Genomic DNA, 21,837 nt, shown 5'->3' on the forward strand with positions numbered 1-21,837 from the left:
CATAATAAACGTGATTAAATCATGTTATAACGACTGAAAACGCCTAGAAATGGGCGTTTTTATTTTGCATAAAATGAATAGAAATGATACAAAATGAACATTACTCAGGTGAAATTGATACAAGAGCGTGAATTAGTTTTCAGTGAAATCCCAATTTTTCAACCATTAGCGCCCACTCTATTAATTTGTTGCAATTCTTTAACTAATAAGCTGACTAGAGTAACATAAACTTCGTTAGAGAAAAATAATCAGAGTTATTCTTTTGTTGCAGTATTCACGGTTAAAGCTTACTTGGCCAGAAGTTCAGATGGCTACCATTACAACGCATGTGATACTAGATGCAAAGCTTCACGTAAATTATTGCTTCTATCTGGGACAGCAACCACGAAGACCGCTACCCCTAACAAATAATTATAGATTTGGAGACGTTCTTATGAATAAATTTATTACAACTCAAATTGCAATTGCAATCGGCTTAGTTAGTGGGACCATGATAATATCTCCTAATGTTCAAGCTGCTACGTGGCACAAAGGTACCCCTAAAGCCATTCGTGGCAACTGGCGGCATTATACGACAAAAAATGGACAGTATACTCATAATATCGGTAAATCTGTCATTTGGAATGGTAACGGTCCTTGGGCCACTCGAAAAGAAACTAAAATAAGATACTATAAATACAATGCTCATTACTATCGTGTTCAAGGAATCTACCCAGGGACCGAATTTCATCCTGAAGTCAAACTAGATTATCTGATCGCACGTAACGGCAAAACGTTAAAACTGATTAGCTATAATAAATTCGTTAAAAACCATCATCAAACAACCGGTTTGATAGCGACATATCGTCCAGCGGGATACTAAAATCACTTACGTATCCTTCATCTCTGGTTAATGAACAAAGATTATTTACCTGCCTTACCATTCGAAACAACTTTCAAATCGTAAGTTCCAATTTTCTCGTTTATCAATTTCGGCTACGAAGTGAAATTTTCATCAGGACAGGCCCCATAAACTCGATTGGGACACTGTTTAAGATATACAATTTGTGGTAGATTTAGTCTTAGAGTTTCCAGTCCAGATACGGACGACTTTAAAAGCTGAAATGATTACAGGGGAAGTCAACATGAACAATCAATATTATTTGAGTCAACTTACAAACGATGAATTGATGTTGGTCAATTCTGAAGTTCAAAAGCGGAAGAAATCTGCCGCAGTAGCCTATATCTTATGTGTGCTTTTAGGAACTCTTGGTGGTCACCGCTATTACATGAACAAAATCGGTTCAGCAATTGCTATGACATTGATTAGTGTCCTGACATTCGGTTTTGGACTGATTGTCACCGGTATCTGGACCATCGTTGACCTATTTTTAATCGCTGGTTGGCTTCAGGAGGATCAAAACAGTGTCGAAGAAGAAGCTGCCAAGGAAGTCTTGAGCCGTAGAGGTATGCCTAATAATAACTTTGCCGGACAAGCTGGTCCATATGCAAATCAAGCCTATACATCCAATGTTAATGGACAACCAATGGGCAATCCTAATTCAACAAATAATAATCAAGATCAAAATCAATACTAATTCATCGAAATTATCACTGCTATTATTGGTACGTATCATCATGAAGAACACCTGGACACCGTTAAACGTGAGTTTAACGATGTCTTTTTTGACGAAAAAAGCAACTCACTCCCGCCCAACTGAAACCATGCGATTGTTAGCTGCCTGATGCTGGAACTTATTTATGATCCTCAATATCTGTATTGTTATTCTTCGTTGGCAAAGAAATCACAGTACCATACCCGTGTACCACTAAAAACTTTGGCGCCACACTCATCCGGACGACTTCGGTGTCGAAAGAAACATCCACAATACCGTCGCCTTGCTTTTGCTTTGCTTGTTCAAACAGCTTCTGCTTAGCCTGATCAAAAAGACCATCAAACTTTGAGAACTCATCCGGCTTTTCAGAAGTCAGCATGGTAGAAACCGTTACTGTAATAACACCTTTAATAACATGGGCTTGATTAAACCCGCCAGTTGACATGAACATTCTACCGCCCCCCTTAGGACTCAATTATACTCATTCCAACTAGTTCGCGCATTATTTTATCGGGAATCACAGATTAAATACTTGACTATATCCAGCTTATGCGATATTTTCTAACATAACCTATGTTGGAGGCCAATCATGAATTCAAATCAATCCTTGCTCAGCTGGATCCTCGCCAGTCAATTTGCCGCTATTTTAGTTGTCTGTTCCAAACTCACCATTCCATTGGGTCCGATTCCGTTAACCGGTCAAACCCTAGCGGTAGGCACTATTGCCTCACTGCTGACCGTACGAACGGGGCAAAAAGCAATTTTTCTGTATCTGCTCCTAGGGCTGCTTGGACTGCCAGTCTTTGCTGGTAGTTCCACTAGCTTAGCTGCCCTTTTCGGCCCAACTGCTGGTTATTTATGGGGATTTTTCGTATACGTGACCGCTACCGCCTGGTTGCTGAACAATCGAAAAAAGGGTGTGTTAGTGCTTTTTGTTGCTAATCTAGTTGGCGCAATTTTACAATTAATAATGGGTAGTCTCTGGCTTACAGTCAGCAACCAATTAAGTATTCCTGCGGCTTTTTTAACTGGCTTCGTCCCGTTCCTCATCCCCGCGGTGATTAAAATCATCATGGTAGTTGCCGTTGTCCAATTAATTCAACAACGCGTATCCTTGCCCTTGGGACGGGAAGGCAATTAATAGCATAAATATTATAATAATTATTTCAACATTATAGACAAATTAGTAACAACAGGATAAAATGACAGCAACAGAACAATTTAGTTGCACACGATTTATCTAATAATACTTCGGAAGGAAGGTTCTTTCATGTCAAATACCACGCCACGCCGACTAGACGATCAACTTTGTTTCGCCTTTTATAGCGCCAGCAAAAAATTCAACCACTTTTATCAAGATGCATTAAAACCATTTCATCTAACTTACCCGCAATACATCACCCTCTTGGCCCTTTGGGAAACTTCGCCAATGACTGTTCGTGAACTCGGCAGTCATTTAAACTTAGATAGTGGTACCTTAACCCCACTATTAAAGCGGTTAGAAAAACAAGGCTGGATTTCCAGGGAACGCAGTGATCAAGATGAACGCCAAGTGAACGTTTCAGTTACTGAATACGCCGTTGAAAAACGTGATGAAGTTTATGAACGCGTCAATGACTGCATTAACTTAATGTCATTTAACGGAGTTGACTATCATCAGTTAATTGACCAGATTCACCAAGTCATGAGTGAACTTGATGATATCAGTGACAAAGATTTGATTCAAGAAGCCTGATGTTACGCAGATATAGACAGGCTCCATTTATTTCATAAAAACACGTATTCCGGCGAGCATAATCGGAATACGTGTTTTTGTTAAATTTAGGCATATAACGAGTTGTATCGATTATTGTATCAACACTGCCATTCCAATCATGGCAATCAGATTATTCAACATATGCAACCCAATGGATACGCCCAAGTTTTTCGTGCGTCGATACGTGTACGCTAAAAATAAGCCCAACGCCATGTAAATCAGGAAACTCACGATTGTGGTACTGGCATGAGCCAAGGAGAACAAGGCGGCACTGACGATAATTGGTAGCCAAAAGCTGTCCGGTTTAAAGAAAGCGTTCATCAAATAGCCCCGGAACAATAATTCTTCGGCAAAAGGAGACAGAAAAACGCCCGAGAACATCAATAAATAAAAGATCCAGTGGTCACTGGACAATAGCGTCTTAATTGCTTCATTATTAGCTGTTTGCGATTGATGGAAGACACTACGGTTAATTAAATCTAAACCCAACTCAACAACAATCGCCGTGACATATGTAAGCAAGATAAGCCGCACATCTCTTAACTTTGGCCATTGCCAAAAAGGTCGAGTTGCAACGTGTTTCATACTATGCATTAACGCAAAAATGATGACAACGAAGCCACCAAGGTAAACCAATGCCAGAGCACTACGGATTAATAATTGGCTCTGTGCAGCATTTCGAATCCCAACCAGCACCACTGGCACTGCTTCGATAGCGACGAAATACGTGACAAATAATAAAAGCCGTGTGAATATCGATGGCTTGGTTGGATCAGTCGGTTGTTTAAGTTGTTGCATGTCGCCACCCCCTATTCAATATGTAAGGGAAGACAGCAAAATTAATGCTGCTTGCTTTCCCCAGTATTTGGTTTTTTGGAATTTTGTAGCCTTTTCATGTTCGGTCGATGAATCAATAACAGATACAGAACCGTTACAATAATCATGGAAATCAACCAAGCAATCGTCCAGGTCACAATGGTCAAACTGCCAGTCGGTGGCCAACTACGGGTTAAATACACGGTGGTTCCAATAATCAATGCTGGAAACAACACAATTAAAAAGTATGCTAATCCTTTCAAGCGATAACCTCATTTACTTGTTTAATGATAATCCTTAGGCATATAACGTTCCAGCACAGCTGTAATCCCAAAGGTATTAAAACTACCAACTTCAACATAATTCAGATCAGCATAGGCCAGTTTAACTTGCCAACGAGCTTCCAGATCAGTGGGGTCAACCACGTTCAAGTGCAGCTTTTCATGCTTCAAAGACGCAATAAAGCCGGTATAGGTCTTCTCGGATCGACCAGGATGTATGCCAAGGCTAACGACCTGATCAGCCTTGAACGCCCACTTTAACGTTGCTTTTAAAATTGACCGATGACTAAAATCAAGCTCACTTAACAGTTTTTCCACGTGCCAAATGTCAACATAATGGCGTTCTCGAGCCAACGCAACGATTGCAATCAACGACTTTAAGTAATCAGACTGCGTCGCAACTTTGGAAATCGTGTTGATTCGGATAACGATTGCGCCATCCGTAGCACCATTTTGATTGACGCGTTTCAGTAACAAAAACTTATTATCCACCGCCACGACGTTACCTGCCAGAAAATGTGCTTCATCACCATAGCGAAAAATTTCTACCAGTCTGCCCTTTTTCTGGGCAGCTGATAGCTGTTCTCGAACTGTTTCCATTGTCTGCCTCCGTGTAAAACATCGATCAGGTCCGCATCCACTAGTCATAAATTTATTCCGTGTTTTAAAGGTAGCAAGTTTAAATCAATAGTTCAAGCATATTGTTGCCATTCTGCATTTTTATTGCGCACCTCACGTCAAATTAGATATGATGAAACTAATCAATTAATATGAGGTGAGTATATGTTAAAAGAATTTAAGGCATTCATTGCTCGTGGTAACGTAGTGGACTTGGCTGTCGGGGTCATTATTGGTGCCGCCTTCACGTCAATCGTGACTTCACTGACGAAAAATCTGATTAATCCACTCATTGGCCTATTTATTGGTAAAATCGACCTGTCTGGCCTGGTTTTTAGCGTTGGCAGCGCCCATTTTCGTTACGGCCTATTTATCAATTCCATCATCAATTTTGTGATTATTGCCTTTGTCGTCTTTTTGATGGTCAAATTCATTAATCGCATCATGACCAATGCTGAGACAAAAAAAGCGGCACCCACCGCTTCAGAAGTTTATTTGAAGGAAATCAGGGACTTACTCAAAGAAAAATAACGTGTCATTAAGGTAGTTTGCCTTCAGTCAAAGTGACTGGAAGCAAACTATTTTTTGTCTTTACCAGCTCGTTTCAATCACCAATACAAATTTTGCGTTAAGGGTTAACTTCCCTAACTTTTGCCTTATAATGGGCGTAAATTATCAACTCATTGGGGGACAATTCAAATGGACGTAAACGATGCATTTCAGATTCACTTACAAAAGCTTCCGCCTCAAGACGAAAAAACCTTTGAAACTATTTATACCTTGGCAAATGGGCACTTCGGCGTCCGTGCTTCTAACCCGCTGCAAGGCAACAGTAGTCATTTTAACGGCCAGCCTGGCATGTTTGTGAACGGTTTTTACGATTTGACCGAACTTTCCTATGGTGAAAATTACTCGGGGTACGCACAGAATTCCCAAACCATCTGCCAACTGCCTGATCCACGGTTCATCATTTTTGAATTGGACGGCATCCGTTCCGACGAAACCCCCTATGACGTCAAATTAGTGGATAAGAACTTAGACATGCGCAATGGCGTATTAATCGAAATTTTTGACATTCAAAGCCCAACTAATAAACAGTTTCGACTGACCCTGCAATCCTTCGCGTCCCACGCTAATAATCACTTATTCGTCATCAAATACAGTGTTTCCGCTTTAAATTTCACCGGTGCACTCACCGTAATCAAGCAGCATCCCTACATTAACCAACAGATTCAGTCCCACGTTGAAGACATGCGTGCTTCACAACCGGAAACCGGCTTAGACCGTACCTTTATTCAAAGCAAATTGCCTATCATGATGATCAGCACCAGGAAGAGTCAGTTAGCACTGATCATCGCACAACAAGCGTTAGATGATAACCAGATGCAGGTGACCATGATCGACGATTTACCTAGTTACAGTAAAACCTTTGATTTAACTCAGGGGATGTCACAAAGCTTTAGTTTTGTCTATGCCATCAGCGCACCACAGCCCCTCTTGAAGACCACGCTATCCCAATCATCTTTCGCTGCCACAGCTGAGAAACGGCTAGCAGATAAGTCCTTTAAACAGTTACTGGATGAATCAGTGGCCAAAATTGACCAATTTTGGGAAAATAGCGACATTGAACTTACCGGCGATGCAGGGCTTAATAAGGGGATTCGATTCAACCTCTTTCACCTATACCAAGCTGCTGGCAGTAACGGTCTGACTAGCATTCCAGCTAAAGGGCTCACGGGTCCCGGCTATGAGGGACACTACTTCTGGGATGCTGAAATGTTCATGTTGCCCTTCTTTACTTATACCGAACCGGCCACCGCCAGACAACTGTTGCTCTACCGGTACCATACGCTGCCACAAGCCCAGCATCGCGCTCGGGAAATGGCGGTGGACAATGGTGTCATGTTCCCCTGGCGCACGATTAACGGTGAAGAATCCAGCAGTTACTACCCGGCTGGAACCGCCCAAGTTCATATTAATGCTGATATTGCCTACGCTGTGGATACCTACGTTCGGGTCACCGGTGACGATGACTTTCTCTTCGACTACGGCTATGAAATCATTGTGAAAACAGCTCGCTTTTGGCTAGCGTATGGGCATTGGGCAACCGATGAGCTGCATGCCGGTAAGTTCGTGATTGATGACGTGACCGGTCCCGATGAGTATACAGCCATGGTCAGCAACAACTATTTTACTAACCGAATGGCACAAAATAATTTGAGTATCGCTGTTAAATATTCTAAGCAGTTACAAATTAGTCATCCAGAAAAATTGGTGGCTCTAAACGTCACTGACAAAGAAGTTGAAGCATTTAATCATGCTGCTGACGAGATGTATCTGCCATATGATGACGAATTAAAAATTAAGAAGCAAGACGACCTCTCTACCAGCAAACCGGTTTGGCCGATTAAAGAAACACCACGAGACCAGTTTCCGCTACTCCTGCACTATCATCCGATGACCATCTACCACTACCAAGTTAATAAACAAGCAGACACCGTCATGACCGATTTTCTGTTTCCAAAGGATCAGGACAGCGCGCAGTTAAAACGTGATTTTGACTATTACGAAGCCATCACTGTCCACGATTCTTCTTTGTCCAGAGCTATTTTTGGGATTCTCGCGCACCGCTTGCATCATGCTGACGACGCCTATCGATACTTTATGCAGACTGTCATGATGGATCTGAGTGATTCTCAAGGGAACACCGGTGATGGCATTCACGCGGCTAACATGGGTAGTACTTGGCTGAGTTTAATTTACGGCTTTGCGGGACTTGGTTTGGAAAAAGAAAGTTTCAATTTGTCACCGGAACTGCCAGAAGCTTGGAGCAGTCTCCGGTTTCGAATCTGGTTTCACGGCCGACAGATTGAAACCACTATCACCCAGTCAGCAATCACCGTCAAATTACTGTCAGGTGATCCCTTACAGTTTTACTTGAAACATAAACCCTTGCAGTTAACAAAGACGCAACTTGTGAATCAATTTTTAAAGTAATTCAACATCATCAACACGCAATTTTCATGAGACAATCTTTCTTTTTGTACTAATTCACTATTGGCTAATGATAATCGAAATGGTTAAAAACACCTAAGAATTAAGGCTCGATTCATTTTCGCGAGCCCTGTTGTTTGCGATATTTGTGACAACCCCTTATCATTAAGTTATGAGGCATGACGAATTACTCATAGAAAAGAGGACTGATTATGAGAACAATTGCACTACGAGTCCAACGAGACTCGATAGAATTGCTGTATTCAGAAAATGATAATCAAGAACCTTTCAGAAAGTTCATTATCACCTACAATACTGAGCAAACAATTGGCGATAACCTGGAAAAGATCAAGGTGGCGCTGGCTGGTTTAAAAATCGACGCCGCGGTTTTGTTGAACTCTTTAGAGTATGAATTTTCCGACACGATTATCGGCATTAATCACAATCGGATTGACATTGGATTAGCCATTACTAATATGTTAAATATTCCGGTCGTTTCACAAAGTGACGTTGAAAAAAACGGGCTTGATAAGGCCGTTAAACATAAACAGCGCTACAACGAATGGCATTTGGACTACTTTGGCGAATATGAAAAGAAACGCAACTATGGTCAAGAAGCCATGCTGACTATTGGTAACGGTTACTTTGGTCTGCGCGGCGCCTACGTCGAAGCTCACGCAGATGAAGACAACTATCCTGGAACCTACGTTGCTGGCGTCTACAACCAGTTAACGACTAAAATCGGTGACCGTGACGTGACTAATGAAGATCTGGTCAACATGCCTAACGCGCAATTCATGACTTTTGGTGTGGACGGTCAACCGCCCTTTAAGATCAATAAAAAAGATATTCAAGATATCTACCGCAGTCTGGATTTGAAGCATGGGGTATTAAGAACTGCCATGCACGTGCAATTATCCACCGGACACGATTTATCCATCGTGACCACCAAGGTCGCTAACATGACCAACTGGCACGATTACGCCATCCACTACGCGATTACACCGTTAAATTTCAGTGGTACCTTGCAGATTTACTCAGAAATCGACGGTACCATCATCAATGGCAACGTTGACCGGTACCAGGACTTTGACCAGCATCACCTACAGATAACTGGTATGAGTTCTCGAGAAAACGAGATGTACATGACCGGTGAAACCAAAAACTCCCACATTCAGTTTGTTGTTGGGAGCAATTTGCGTCTCGTGGAAGCTAAAAAGCAACCACAAATTGAAGTTAGCAATCAGGATAATCGACTTCAACAGATCCTGACAACGGACGTCAGTGTGGGTAAGACGTATGAGTTTGAAAAGAACGTTACCATTTACACCGACCGCGAAACCGCAGCTGACTCATTAATGGAGACAGCTAATCACGATATTGCAACCGCTTCATACGATCAAACTGCTCAACAAAGTCAAGATTACTGGAAAAAAGCGTGGAACAACTTTGACGTGAAAATTAACACGGATATTACTAGTCAAAAGTTGTCTCGAGTCAACCTATTCCACACCATGGTCTCCGCGGCGGCAGTCGGTTCCGGTAAATTGGACGCATCAGTGGGCGCCCGCGGCCTTCATGGTGAAGCCTACCGTGGTCATGTGTTCTGGGACGAAATGTTCGTGTTGCCTTTCTACACACTGCATTATCCAGAATTAACGAAGCAATTATTGATGTACCGTTATCGTCGCTTAGACGCCGCCCGGGCCTACGCTAAACAGGAAGATTACGACGGTGCCATGTACCCTTGGCAATCCGGGCAAACTGGTGATGAACAATCGCAATTTCTGCATTTGAACCCAATCACTCATCAGTGGGATCCCGACAACAGTCGTCTACAACGACACGTTTCCCTAGCAATCGCCTACAACGTTATCAACTACACACAAGTCTCTGGTGATCATGAATTCATGGATAAGTATGGTTTGGAAATGCTGTTGTCGATTGCTAAATTCTGGATCAGTGCCACCACTTATGATCCTAAAGAAAAACGCTACAGCATTTCTCACGTCATGGGACCAGACGAATTCCACGAAAACTACCCTAACGCTGACGAACCAGGCCTGACCAATAATACCTACACTAACATCATGGTGGCTTGGCTATTCAACTACTTAGTTGAACTACAACCAGAAGTACCTAAGAGTACCTTTAAGGCCGTTCAAAAGAAGAGTGAATTTGACGATTCTCTGTTTGATAAAATGACGGATATTTCTCACAAACTCAAACTCGATATTAATAAAAATGGCATCATGGCTCAGTTCGAAGGTTACTTCAATCTGCCAACCCTTGATTTCGATGCTTACCGGCGTAAGTATGGGGATATTTCGCGGATGGATCGTATTTTGAAGGCCGAAGACAAAACGCCAGATGCTTACCAAGTTGCCAAACAAGCTGACACTCTAATGGCCTACTATGTTTTGAACATTAAAGAAGTTGACCACATTTTAAATCAACTCGGCTATCACATGCCAAAGGAATATCTCACCAAGAACATTCAGTACTATCTGAATCGAACGACCCACGGCTCAACGCTTTCACGGATTGTCTACTCAGTTCTTACAGAAATGGACGACAACATGGATCAATCATGGTCGCTATTCAGCCAAGCATTGTTCTCTGATTATTACGATATTCAAGGCGGTACCACGGCTGAAGGGATTCACCTAGGTGTCATGGGCGCAACCTTGATGATTGAAACCCGGAACTACGGCGGTGTTGACAGCTTAGGTCGTGAGATTGATTTACACCCTAACCTCCCTGCCGAATGGGACTCAATTTCATTTAAACAATTCATTCGTGGGCACTGGTATGATTTTACAATTACTCAGTCGCAGATTCACGTCACTGCTGACGGCGATTCCACTGTTCAATTTCAGGGTAAGCCAGTTGAACTGAAAGCTAACCAGGAAAAAGTCATTGACTACTAATTTAACTTAAGGGGTGTTTTTTATGACAACGTTCAAACAGATCAAAGGTTTCGTTTTCGACTTGGATGGCGTAATCACTGATACGTCACTGTACCACACGAAAGCATGGCGGCAATTAGCCGAAAAATTAGGTGTCACGTGGAATAAAGAACTCGAGGAAGGTCTGAAGGGGATTTCTCGGATGGACTCACTGGAACTTATTTTAAAGACTGGTGGGAAGGAAAACGACTATTCAGAAGATGAAAAAGTCGCTTTAGCCACCGAAAAAAACACCAACTACGTCAACGAAATTAAACAAATGACACCAGCCAATATCCTACCAGGAATCAAAGAATTTCTAGACGACTTGCGCGACAAAGGCTATCTGATTTCGTTGGCTTCCGCTTCCAAAAACGGCCCAACCGTTTTAAAACAGTTACAGTTGACCGATTACTTTCCGAAAGTCGTTGATCCGGCCAGCCTTTCAAAGGGTAAACCTGATCCAGAAATTTACATCAAGGGTGCTGAATTACTTAATCTGGCACCAGAGGAATGCATCGGCGTTGAAGATGCTAAGGCTGGCATTCAGGCAATCAATGCCGCCAACGAAACCTCAGTTGGCATTGGTGATGCAAAGACCCTTGCAGCTGCCGACGTCCGGTTTGATGATACGTCACAGATGACGTTAGCAAACATCGAAAAGGCGATGGGATAAGCCTGTCTCCTTTTGATCATTACTTCAATATAGCCTAATCGAGCGTCAAAACTCAGATTCCGGCCATGTAAAACAAATAAGGTTAATTCCGACAAAGTACGCCGGAATTAACCTTATTTGTCTTACATTCTGGAATCTACCGAGTTTTGCCACTCACTCTTTTCAATCTCTAGGCCTCAATCCATCCAACAAGAACTCACAGACCTCATCCGTGGTCTTATCAATATCCAATGGCGTGTCACTCATGATGATATTGGGAATCAAATAGCCCACAATCACACCGCTAGCCATCCGGATAATACGCATAGAATCCCAATCAACTAGCTCGCCCTTCTCCTTGTACTCATGAAATAGACTATCCACACCGCCTTGAAGTAGCTTGCTCAAGCGCTGTGTCAGGCTGGTCATGATTGAAGGATCCTTCACCATTTCTTGAATAAAAATCTTCATCTCCGGACGGTTATCCATCGCGTAAGTCATTCGATCTTTAACCGCATATCTCATAAAGGACTCAAAACTATCAAAGGGATTTTCGTGCAAACTCATCAAGAATTCACCGGCCACCCGCGGAAATATATCGTGCAAGAAGGGATTCAAAATCGCTTGGAGCAAGCCGTCCTTAGTTTTGAAATGTTTAAACACCGTGCCTTCAGAAACACCCGCTAAATGGGCAATATCCAAAGTACTGGTATTCTCATAGCCCTTTTTTGCAAACAGCGTCAAACTCGCTTGCAAAACCCTTTGCTGCTTCTCAGATAAATCAGTTGTTTTGATATTATCGGCAAATAATGTTTCCACATCAGTATGTTTCATGGCAATTTCTCCAATTTAATCGTTCATTTTTACCTGCCATTGACTGTGGTACCGATTCTAGCCAGTTGTGCTTTGGCAGGATGCTGATTTTCAGTTGTCTCAGCCTTTTGAGCTGCTAAGTTCTTGTTGGCAGTGGCTAACATCAACCGAATCCGATTCAGTTGGTTAACCACTGAAGTACCGGGATCATAATCGATTGGAGCAATGTTTGCACCCTTGAACTGTCGTCTAATTTCTTTGACCATTCCCTTACCAACAATGTGGTTTGGTAGACAGCCAAATGGTTGCATGCAGATGATGTTTGGCACACCACTCTTCAACAATTCAATCATTTCACCAGTGAGGAACCAGCCTTCACCAGTCTGATTACCCAGCGACAAGATCTTGCTGGCGTCATCAGCAACTTCTTTAATGGCTTCGCTTGGTTCAAACCGTTTCGAAGCGCTCAATGCTTTTTGCATTGGCTGTTCGCACCACTTAATCACTTGCATGGCAAACTCAGCAAACCACTTGGCCTTGGCGGAAGCACCTAAATGCTGATACTTGTAAATTTGGTTGTAGAGCGAGTAGTTCATGAAGCCAACAATGTCTGGGACAACCGCTTCGGCGCCCTCTTTTTCCAGCAAATGAACAATGTCGTTGTTGGCAATCGGTGAGTACTTGACCAGAATTTCACCAACTAATCCGACCTTAGGCTTGCGAACTTCATTGAGCTTGACTGTATCAAAGTCTTGAACAATTTCATTGACGTTACGCTTGAATTCCTTAAAGCTGCCATTTTCAATCGAAGGTCGTACTAGTCTCAACCAGTCTTCGTGCATCTTATCGATTTGGCCAGGTTCAGACTCATATGGCCGAGTCCGGTAAACCACCTTTTCAAACAAATCGCCGTATAAGAAGGCAATCGCAACCCGACGCAACAATGGCAAGGACATCTTGAAGCCAGGCGTTTCCTCAACCCCTTGATTTCCCAGAGAAAGCGACACGACGGGTACTTGGCCGAAACCAGCATCCTTCAAGGCTTTGCGAATCAAAGGAATGTAGTTGGTTGCCCGACAACCACCACCGGTTTGAGTCATCATCACGGCGGTATTATTGACGTCGTACTTACCACTTTGGAATGCCTCAACCATTTGACCAATGGATATGATAGCTGGGTAGCAGGCATCGTTGTTGACGAACTTCTGACCCACATCAACTGATTTCCGGTCGTTCATTGGCAAGTTAACGACATTATAGCCCGAAGCACGTAACGCCACGTCAACCAGTCCGTGCTGGTGAATTGGGGACATCATTGGTAGCAGCAGTGTGTATCCCTTTTTGTGCATTTCCGGTGTAAAGTCAACAGGTTTTTCGTTTTCATGCAGTTTCATTGGTAAAATCTTGCGGTTCTGACGTTCCTTAACAGCAGCTTTCAGTGACCGTAATCTAATCCGGATGGCACCCATGTTGGTGCCTTCATCAATCTTCAAAGAAGTGTAGAGCCGATTATACTGGCTCATAATTTCTTCAACTTGGTCAGTGTCAATGGCATCGATCCCACAGCCAAAGGAATTCAACTGAACGAATTCCAATTGAGGCGTCTTAGCAGCAACTCTCGCAGCGGCATAAAGCCGTGAGTGGTATACCCACTGATTGACCACTCGAAGACCTTTAACGTCACCAAGATGGGCAATTGAGTCTTCGGTGAGCACGTGGAATCCTTCTGCAGTCATAATTTGTGAAATCCCATGGTTAACTTGCGGGTCCAAGTGATATGGCCGACCAGCAAGAACGATACCGTGCTCACCAGTGGTCATCAGCATCCGCATCGTGTCTTCACCACGGTTACGAATTTGCAGCTTGAAGTCTTCCAGGGCTTTATATCCTGCTTCAAGGGCTTCCTTGATCTCAGCGCGGCTGATATTAAACTTGCTCAAGGCATCCACCAGGTTGTTGGCAGTTCCCTTTTTGTCAGCTAAGTTCAGATAAGGAGAAATCAAGTCAACTTGGCCCGAGGTGATTTCATCCACGTTATTGCGGATCACATTAGGATATGACTGCACGATTGGGCAGTTAAAATGATTATCCGAGTCCTTATTTTCAGCTACTTCGTAAACAACGGCTGGGTAAAAGATTGTTTCATATCCACGGTCAATCAAGGCCTGAATGTGTCCATGCACTTGTTTGGCTGGGTAGCAAACCGTGTCCGATGGGATCGTTTCCATGCCTTTTTCGTATTGTTCAGCAGTCCCTTTCGGCGATAGCTGAGCACGAATGCCGAGGTGCCGGAAGAAGGTTTGCCACAACGGGTAGTTTTCGTACATGTTCAGTACCCGCGGAATTCCAATCGTACCGCGATATGCTTGCTTCTTGCGAAGTGGCCGGTAGCTGAACAACAACTTATACTTTTCAGCAACCAAATTAACCTTCCCGTTATCCTTTGGCACCCGCTGTTTCATGCCACGGGCTTCACCGCGTTCACAACGGTTTCCCGTAACGAATCGACGACCATCATTGAAAACGGTAATGGTCAACGCACAGTTGTTTTCACAGGCACCGCAATGCATGTACTCTTTATTGAAGCTTAAATTGTCCATTTGATCTACTGATAGTAGAGTCGTTTGGTCGCCTTTCTTGTAATCATCTTCAGCAATCAATGCGGCTCCATAGGCCCCCATCAAGCCAGCAATGTTGGGCCGAACAACTTTAGTACCGGCAATCTTTTCAAACGCTCTTAAAACGGCTTCGTTATAAAAGGTCCCGCCTTGGCAGACGATATGGTGCCCCATGTCTTCTACCCGACGCATTTTAATCACCTTAAACAAGGCGTTCTTGATAATCGAAACTGACAGTCCTGCTGCAATATCACCAATTGTAGCGCCCTCTTTTTGAACCTGCTTAACCTTTGAGTTCATGAAGACGGTGCAACGAGAACCTAAATCTGATGGATTCTTTGCCAGCAATGCTGCTTGAGCAAAGTCCTGAATTTTATAATTGAGCGAGGTTGCAAAGGTTTCCAGGAATGATCCGCAACCAGAAGAACAAGCCTCATTTAATTTAATCGTTGATAACGCGTCTTTCTTAATGGTCATGGCTTTCATATCCTGACCACCAATATCCAAAATGAAATCAACTTTCGGATCGAAATAGTGTGCAGCCCGGTAGTGGGCGACAGTTTCCACTTCACCAATATCAACCATCAGGGCGTTTTTAATGAGGTGTTCGCCATAGCCAGTCACAGCTGTCTTGCCAATGGTGACACCAGCCGGAATTTTACTGTACATATCCCGTAAGATCGTCTTAGTTTTTTCCAGCGGATCACCATCATTGCTGTCATAGTAAGTGTAGAGAATCTTGTTATCGTCACTCATTAACGCAACCTTAGTTGTAGTCGATCCGGCATCAATCCCTAAGAAAGCAACACCCTGATAGCTGGCTAAGTCACGAGTTTCAACCTTAGCTTGCGCATGCCGTTTCCGGAACTCCTGTAACTCATTATCATCCTCGAATAACGGTTCCAGCGAATGGCTTGGATGCATGCCTGAATCGTCGCCGTTGAGCAACTGATCCAGTAAATGATTTAAAGTGGTTTCTGGCTGGTCAGAAGCATATAAAGCTGCCCCTTTTGCGACAAACAATTGGGGATCCTCTGGAAAGACCACTTGTTCTGGAGTTAATTTTAACGTTTCAATAAACCGGTATCTGAGCTGATCCATAAAGTACAGTGGGCCACCCAAGAAAGCGACGTTGCCCCGAATTTTATGCCCAGCGGCCAAGCCGGAGATTGTTTGGTTAACAACGGCCTGGAAAATTGACGCTGCAATGTCGGCCTTCTTAGCACCATCATTGATCAGTGGTTGCACGTCAGTTTTGGCGAACACCCCGCAACGACTGGCAATGGGATAAATGGTCTCAGCATCCTTAGCCATGATATTCAGACCGTTAGCATCAGTTTTAAGCAAGGTTGCCATCTGGTCAATAAATGCACCCGTACCACCGGCACAGCTACCATTCATCCGCTGTTCCAACGAATCGCCAAAGAAGGTAATCTTGGCATCCTCCCCACCAAGTTCAATGGCCACATTAGTTTGAGGGATCAAGGTTTCAACCGTTTTGGTGCAAGCAATCACTTCTTGAATAAACTTTAACTGAAGCAGATTTGCCAACCCAATACCGCCTGAACCCGTGATCGTGCAAGCAATTTTAACGTCTGCCCCTAATTCAGAAATTGCTTCGCGAAAGATTTTTTCAGTGGCTGTTTTGACATCTGAATAATGTCGTTCATAGCGTGAAAAAACGGTTTGGTTGTCCTGATCCATAATCACGAGTTTCACCGTGGTGGAGCCAACATCGATACCGCCAAAATATTTCGTTTCTGTCATTTCACTCACCTCTACTTGTAAATCTAATAATCAACTGTGAAATTAATCCGCTTCACAAAAATTATCACCCGGTTACCTTTACTTTTTAAAAAGTAAAGTGACTACTCACTTAGAGTAAACCCGGACTGGGAACGGTTTCAATAGCATATCAAATTATTGATTTTATAGGTAAACAAGTAGGAATTTTTCGTCAGAATATTACTGGAATATTATTCCTGACCAAAAAAATAGCTTGAACGTCCATTTAAGTGAACATCCAAGCTGGGTTGTTATGGTTCGACTATTTAATTAAATTGAAATGCCTCAAGCCATTAACGATGCCATCATCCATATTAGAGGTCGTCACGTATGCCGCCTTCTCTTTGGCGAGTTTGTGACCATTGGCCATGGCAATTGGTGTATCAACCATTTCAAACATTTGTAAATCATTCAGCTGATCGCCAAACGCATAGGTATGAATATTTTCTAGGTGAGCGGCCTCCAACAGAATTTGAATGCCGGTTCGCTTAGAAACGCCCGCGTTCATGGTATCCAGGGCTCTAGGATTGTTACGGACTAAGGACAGAACACCCTTGAAACGTTCTTGATATTGTTCTTCCTTATCTTCATTAAAAACGTTCATGAAATTAATCTGTTCGTGGTGGTAAAAATCAGGGTCTACTTTGGCATCAAGACGTAACAGTTTAAAGTTTTCCTTGGTCGCCTCATTTGCTTGATTCAAGCGAAAGCCGCGGTTATTGAAGTAACCTACTGGATCTCCTTGCTGATTAGCGTAATCGGTGAATTCATCCAATACGTCTTCTGGAATCACTTCTTGATGAAGTTTCTTCCCCTGATACTGAACGTAGCTCCCATTGGCACTGACGATTGTATCAAGACCCGTTTCATCCAGTACATATTGCACTTCAAAAACATTACGGCCCGTAGAAATCACTGACAAAATATTGTTCTTTGTCATTTCTTTGATTGCGGCAATACTGCTTGGCAAAACGTTCTTTTGGTCGTCAAACAAGGTACCATCCAAATCAAAAAATACGATTGCATCATACATTATCCATCCACGCTCCTTTGTCCCTTTACCTTTGATTATACTACTAGTTATTTTGTCATTAGCCCTAGACGCCTTATGGTTAAATTATTCTTTGAAAGTCTGATATATTGGTAATTAAAGCGCTTAATCCTAAAAAAATTAAAAAGAACATGTAGTATCTACGTAATCTATGGTACACTATATGTTGCATATTTTATTAAAAGAGGGGCTATTATGGTGATTATTACAGCCGGAATGATTGGTGTTGGAAAAACAACTTTAACGGGAATGCTTGCGGATCATTTAGGAACCAAGGCATTCTTCGAACCAGTGGGCGAAAACCCAGTACTACCTTTATACTATTCGGATCCAAAACAATACGGGTTCTTGTTACAGATCTACTTCTTAAACAAGCGCTTTTCAATGATCAAACAGGCCTTGGCTGATGATAACAACATCCTAGACCGTTCCATCTATGAAGATGCTCTTTTTACAAAGGAAAACAACGCCGAAGGTAACATTAGCGACACTGAACTGTCCGTTTACCTGAAGTTGTTAGACAACATGATGAATGAACTAGATAGCCTGCCAAAGAAGGCACCTGATCTACTCGTTTATGCTAGCAGCGATTTTGAAACGATCCTTTACCGGATTAAAAAACGCGGTCGGGATTACGAACAAATTGAAGGCCATCCTGAACGAGAAGCATACTACTACAAGATGTGGTCTGCCTATCAGAAGTGGTATGACGAATTTGATGTCAGTCCTAAGATCAAAATCGACCTGCAAAAATACAACCTTGAAGATCCTCAAAACGTTCAAGTTGTCTTGAACCAAGTTGACGAGGCACTGAGCAAAATCAGAAGTACAAATTCACAGTCGATCTCAAACGCAATGTAATCAAAAACCGGTTTCAGCACACTCAAACGTGTACTGAAGCCGGTTTTCTTGTCAGTCATTATAATTGATCAAGTGGCTGATTGTCTAAATCAGTGCGAACAATTAAGACATCAGCTTGAGCATTGGCCACAACGTAAGTAGCAGTGGAACCCATCATCATTCGTTCAACCACATTAACACCTGTGGCCCCGATAACAATTAGGTCAATTCCCAACAATTGTGGCAAATTCTTGGCCAGTTCCGTTTTGGAATGTCCAAAAGTGACGTGAATTTCAACTTGGTTGATTCCCGCCTTTGTTGCCTGATCACGGTAACCCGCAACCAGCCGATCCATCTTAAGCTTAAATTCATCAAGTACGTCTGGATCCACCGCGCCAAACCCGAATTGAGCCTTGCCAAGATTCGTCAGCTTGCTCACGTTTAGGACACTCACAATGTAGAGTTTTGACTGGTTACGCTTAGCAATCGCGATTGCTTTTTGAACCGCTCGTTTTGCTTGCTTCGACCCGTCGACGCCGACCATAACGTTTTGATAATTACTCAGCTGTGCCAATGCCATCACTCCTTATTCCGGCAATTCGTTTGCCAATGCTTCGATTGAACGGCCATAAATTGCCATTGCCATCATCAAATCAGAAATTGGTTGGAACTCATCCACTTGGTGCATGGTATCCGGTGTATGATCCATGAAAAGTGCACCAAACGCCACACCACGTTTCATTAACCGACCGTACGTCCCGCCGCCGACCACTTCTGGTTTGGCTGCGTCATTACCCGTCATCTCACGGTAAGCACCCATCAACGTGGTCACAATCGGATCCTTAGGGTCGACATAGTGCGGTACCATTTCTCGACCCTTACTTAGTTCAAACTGATTTTGTTGAGCAACTTCAGTGAGCTTAGCTTGGATATCATCTGCGGTCATTCCCTTTGGATAACGGAAGTTTAATACGATTTTCCCTGGTTTGCCGGCATCAAAATCCATCACCCCAACGTTCATGGTTAAATCACCCATGATTTTGTCGGTGAAGGCTAAACCTAATTTGTGAACACGGGAATCATCGTGGAGGTCACCGCCGAGGAGTTCAACGAATGCACGAGCATCCCCGCCAAATGACAAGGTTTTTAAGAAGGACGCAAGATAAGTTCCGGCATTGATTCCGTTTTTCGGTTCCATACCATGAGCCGCTTTGCCGATCACATGGAAATGAACACCATCAGTATCAATGTGAACATCACCGGTTACTGGGGCCTCATCAAGAAATGCGGTGAAGGCACTAACCAACGCCTCGTTATCGTCAGTTTCAACAACTGCTTGGGCATCACGTGGTACCATGTTTTCGCGTAAGCCAGCACTGAAATGATTTAAGCGATACTGACTGCCGTTTGATCCCTGAGTTGTCAGAGTGAAGCTTACGTTCCCCTTCTCACCGTTAATCAACGGGAATTCTGCGTCTGGTGAAAAACCCATGGTTGGTTCTGGCTGCGTTTTGAAGTAGTGGGTCATCCCTGTCCAATTGCTTTCTTCATCAGTACCCAAAATGAAGCGGACTTTCTTGTTCAACTTGATGCCTTGTTCCTTCAGAATTTTCAAACCATAATAACAAGCAAGCGCTGGTCCCTTATCATCAGAAGTACCCCGGCCATACAAGTTGCCATCTTTTTCAGTCAAGGTAAATGGTTCAGTTGACCATCCCTCACCAGCTGGCATCACGTCAACGTGAGCCAGAATGGCAATAGTCTCATCACCTTCACCATATTCCACGAAGCCGGCTAAATTATCTAAATTAGTCGTCTTGAACCCATCACGCTCAGCCATTTGCAAAAAGGCTTGAAGCGCTTGTGCGGGTCCTGGTCCCAACGGTGCATCAGCAGTTTTCTTAGTATCGTCACGAACACTTTCGATGGCGATCAACTTGGTTAAATCATCTACATAAGCTGCTTGATGTTGCTTTGCAGCTGCTTTCCAATCAATTGACATTTGGTTGCCTCCCAATATGATTTCTCAATACTATTCTAGCATACAACCGCTTTCGAGAGTGAGCAGACTGCTGAACAGACCTTTAAATTTATCTTTTTCCCCTGCAAGCATCCACTACCCGATCACTAAAATCCGTCACAGATTTAACACAACATGCTATACTCGAGTTAAAGACTTAACTACAGGAAGGCGATAATTGTGGAAACACTCACAGACGAAATTTTAACGCAAACGATTCGCGTTCGGCCACAGGAAAGTCACAAGGGTACCTATGGTCGGGTGTGCCTTATCGGTGGCAATGATCATTTTGGCGGTGCAATTCTAATGGCCACCGAAGCTAGCGTTTACAGTGGTGCTGGATTGAATACCACGCTGACTGATCCTAGTAATTTTGTTAGTCTACATTCCCGGATGCCAGAGGCAATGGTGGCTGATTTTACTCATCAGGATGAACTAACTGAGTTGGTTTCGGCTGCAAATACGGTTGTCGTTGGCCCAGGATTGGGAACAACTCCCCAAAGTTTATCAGTACTCCAAGCGGTTTTTGGCACTGTTACCCCCAAGCAGACACTGATTGTAGATGGCTCAGCCATCACCCTGCTATCTGAAAAAAATGTTAAACTCCCTCAGGCGAAGTTAGTCTTCACCCCCCATCAAATGGAGTGGCAGCGATTGTCCGGCATCAAGATTGCAGATCAAACTGACGAAGCTAACGAAGTCGTTCGCCAACAGTTAGGTGGCATCGTCGTTCTCAAATCCCACCAAACCAAAATCTATACACCTGCTGGCGGCTTCCTAAATAAAGCAGGCACACCCGCTCAAGCAACCGGTGGCATGGGTGACACCCTAGCCGGAATGATTGGTGGCTTTACAGCACAGTTTGCTAATCAAACCAACGCTGTCCTAGCTGCGGTCTACGCCCACAGCGCCATCGCTGATGAGCTAGCCGAGAATCAGTACGTGGTATTACCCACGCAAATTATCCACCAGCTCCCTCGTTACATGCATGAACATCAATCATAATCGTGACTAAAATAACGCCTTATCCCCGTTTTGGGAATAAGG

The 21,837-nt window shown here is 43.4% G+C and carries 19 protein-coding genes; 10 read left to right on the plus strand and 9 right to left on the minus strand.

Annotation, left to right across the window (positions count from 1 at the left end):
* Nucleotides 1-433 precede the first annotated feature (433 nt).
* Both HC026_RS09575 and HC026_RS09580 read left to right on the plus strand, forming a co-directional pair.
* Nucleotides 434-862, plus strand: a complete 429-nt coding sequence (locus HC026_RS09575) for a hypothetical protein (protein ID WP_168925751.1) — start codon at nucleotides 434-436, stop codon at nucleotides 860-862.
* Nucleotides 863-1,124: 262 nt separating this feature from the next.
* The gene (locus HC026_RS09580; protein ID WP_168925752.1) at nucleotides 1,125-1,577 is read left to right on the plus strand and encodes a TM2 domain-containing protein; all 453 of its coding nucleotides are present in this window, start codon (nucleotides 1,125-1,127) and stop codon (nucleotides 1,575-1,577) included.
* A gap of 157 nt (nucleotides 1,578-1,734) precedes the next feature.
* Here the strand turns inward: HC026_RS09580 and HC026_RS09585 are convergent, their stop codons facing one another.
* On the minus strand, nucleotides 1,735-2,046 hold the full coding sequence (locus HC026_RS09585; protein WP_168925753.1) for a YbjQ family protein: 312 nt from the start codon (nucleotides 2,044-2,046) through the stop codon (nucleotides 1,735-1,737).
* Nucleotides 2,047-2,184: 138 nt separating this feature from the next.
* On the opposite strand from HC026_RS09585, the gene HC026_RS09590 reads away from it, so the two are divergent.
* A complete protein-coding gene (locus tag HC026_RS09590) occupies nucleotides 2,185-2,736 on the plus strand; it encodes a biotin transporter BioY (protein ID WP_168925754.1) in 552 nt (183 codons plus the stop codon).
* A gap of 129 nt (nucleotides 2,737-2,865) precedes the next feature.
* On the plus strand, nucleotides 2,866-3,330 hold the full coding sequence (locus HC026_RS09595; protein WP_168925755.1) for a MarR family winged helix-turn-helix transcriptional regulator: 465 nt from the start codon (nucleotides 2,866-2,868) through the stop codon (nucleotides 3,328-3,330).
* 111 nt (nucleotides 3,331-3,441) lie between these two features.
* Here HC026_RS09595 and HC026_RS09600 read toward each other — a convergent pair whose 3' ends face one another.
* From HC026_RS09600 to HC026_RS09610, 3 genes are read right to left on the minus strand one after another with little or no spacing between them, the layout of a single operon-like run.
* On the minus strand, nucleotides 3,442-4,149 hold the full coding sequence (locus tag HC026_RS09600) for a CPBP family intramembrane glutamic endopeptidase (protein ID WP_168925756.1): 708 nt from the start codon (nucleotides 4,147-4,149) through the stop codon (nucleotides 3,442-3,444).
* A 41-nt stretch (nucleotides 4,150-4,190) separates the two neighbouring features.
* Nucleotides 4,191-4,430: a hypothetical protein gene (locus tag HC026_RS09605; protein ID WP_168925757.1), complete on the minus strand. Its 240-nt coding sequence runs from the start codon at nucleotides 4,428-4,430 to the stop codon at nucleotides 4,191-4,193.
* A gap of 21 nt (nucleotides 4,431-4,451) precedes the next feature.
* Entirely contained in the window at nucleotides 4,452-5,048 is a 597-nt protein-coding gene (locus tag HC026_RS09610) for a hypothetical protein (RefSeq protein WP_168925758.1), read from the minus strand.
* Between the two features lie 183 nt (nucleotides 5,049-5,231).
* On the opposite strand from HC026_RS09610, the gene mscL reads away from it, so the two are divergent.
* The 4 genes from mscL (at nucleotide 5,232) to pgmB (ending at nucleotide 11,684) form a co-directional block, all read left to right on the plus strand.
* Nucleotides 5,232-5,597: a large-conductance mechanosensitive channel protein MscL gene (mscL, locus tag HC026_RS09615; protein WP_168925759.1), complete on the plus strand. Its 366-nt coding sequence runs from the start codon at nucleotides 5,232-5,234 to the stop codon at nucleotides 5,595-5,597.
* Between the two features lie 168 nt (nucleotides 5,598-5,765).
* Nucleotides 5,766-8,063 (plus strand): glycoside hydrolase family 65 protein, encoded by a 2,298-nt coding sequence (locus HC026_RS09620; protein ID WP_168925760.1) that lies wholly within the window; start codon nucleotides 5,766-5,768, stop codon nucleotides 8,061-8,063.
* A gap of 209 nt (nucleotides 8,064-8,272) precedes the next feature.
* The gene (locus tag HC026_RS09625; protein WP_168925761.1) at nucleotides 8,273-10,990 is read left to right on the plus strand and encodes a glycoside hydrolase family 65 protein; all 2,718 of its coding nucleotides are present in this window, start codon (nucleotides 8,273-8,275) and stop codon (nucleotides 10,988-10,990) included.
* Nucleotides 10,991-11,012: 22 nt separating this feature from the next.
* Complete coding sequence (pgmB, locus tag HC026_RS09630) at nucleotides 11,013-11,684, plus strand: beta-phosphoglucomutase (protein WP_168925762.1); 672 nt, start codon at nucleotides 11,013-11,015, stop codon at nucleotides 11,682-11,684.
* Between the two features lie 162 nt (nucleotides 11,685-11,846).
* On the opposite strand, the gene HC026_RS09635 is transcribed toward pgmB, so the two are convergent.
* The 3 genes from HC026_RS09635 to HC026_RS09645 all read right to left on the minus strand — a co-directional run bounded on the left by HC026_RS09635 (nucleotide 11,847) and on the right by HC026_RS09645 (nucleotide 17,912).
* Nucleotides 11,847-12,497, minus strand: a complete 651-nt coding sequence (locus HC026_RS09635) for a TetR/AcrR family transcriptional regulator (RefSeq protein WP_168925763.1) — start codon at nucleotides 12,495-12,497, stop codon at nucleotides 11,847-11,849.
* 29 nt (nucleotides 12,498-12,526) lie between these two features.
* Complete coding sequence (locus tag HC026_RS09640) at nucleotides 12,527-16,861, minus strand: 2-hydroxyacyl-CoA dehydratase (protein ID WP_168925764.1); 4,335 nt, start codon at nucleotides 16,859-16,861, stop codon at nucleotides 12,527-12,529.
* 280 nt (nucleotides 16,862-17,141) lie between these two features.
* A complete protein-coding gene (locus tag HC026_RS09645; protein ID WP_168925765.1) occupies nucleotides 17,142-17,912 on the minus strand; it encodes a Cof-type HAD-IIB family hydrolase in 771 nt (256 codons plus the stop codon).
* Nucleotides 17,913-18,125: 213 nt separating this feature from the next.
* Here HC026_RS09645 and HC026_RS09650 point away from each other — a divergent pair, with 213 nt between their 5' ends.
* Nucleotides 18,126-18,791 (plus strand): deoxynucleoside kinase, encoded by a 666-nt coding sequence (locus tag HC026_RS09650; protein WP_168925766.1) that lies wholly within the window; start codon nucleotides 18,126-18,128, stop codon nucleotides 18,789-18,791.
* 58 nt (nucleotides 18,792-18,849) lie between these two features.
* On the opposite strand, the gene HC026_RS09655 is transcribed toward HC026_RS09650, so the two are convergent.
* Both HC026_RS09655 and pepV read right to left on the minus strand, forming a co-directional pair.
* Nucleotides 18,850-19,344, minus strand: a complete 495-nt coding sequence (locus tag HC026_RS09655; RefSeq protein WP_232843718.1) for a universal stress protein — start codon at nucleotides 19,342-19,344, stop codon at nucleotides 18,850-18,852.
* Between the two features lie 12 nt (nucleotides 19,345-19,356).
* Nucleotides 19,357-20,772 (minus strand): dipeptidase PepV, encoded by a 1,416-nt coding sequence (pepV, locus tag HC026_RS09660; RefSeq protein ID WP_168925768.1) that lies wholly within the window; start codon nucleotides 20,770-20,772, stop codon nucleotides 19,357-19,359.
* Between the two features lie 198 nt (nucleotides 20,773-20,970).
* Here pepV and HC026_RS09665 point away from each other — a divergent pair, with 198 nt between their 5' ends.
* Complete coding sequence (locus tag HC026_RS09665) at nucleotides 20,971-21,795, plus strand: NAD(P)H-hydrate dehydratase (RefSeq protein WP_168925769.1); 825 nt, start codon at nucleotides 20,971-20,973, stop codon at nucleotides 21,793-21,795.
* The last annotated feature ends 42 nt before the right edge of the window (nucleotides 21,796-21,837 follow it).

Source organism: Secundilactobacillus angelensis, from assembly GCF_012641075.1.
Lineage (GTDB): Bacteria > Bacillota > Bacilli > Lactobacillales > Lactobacillaceae > Secundilactobacillus > Secundilactobacillus angelensis.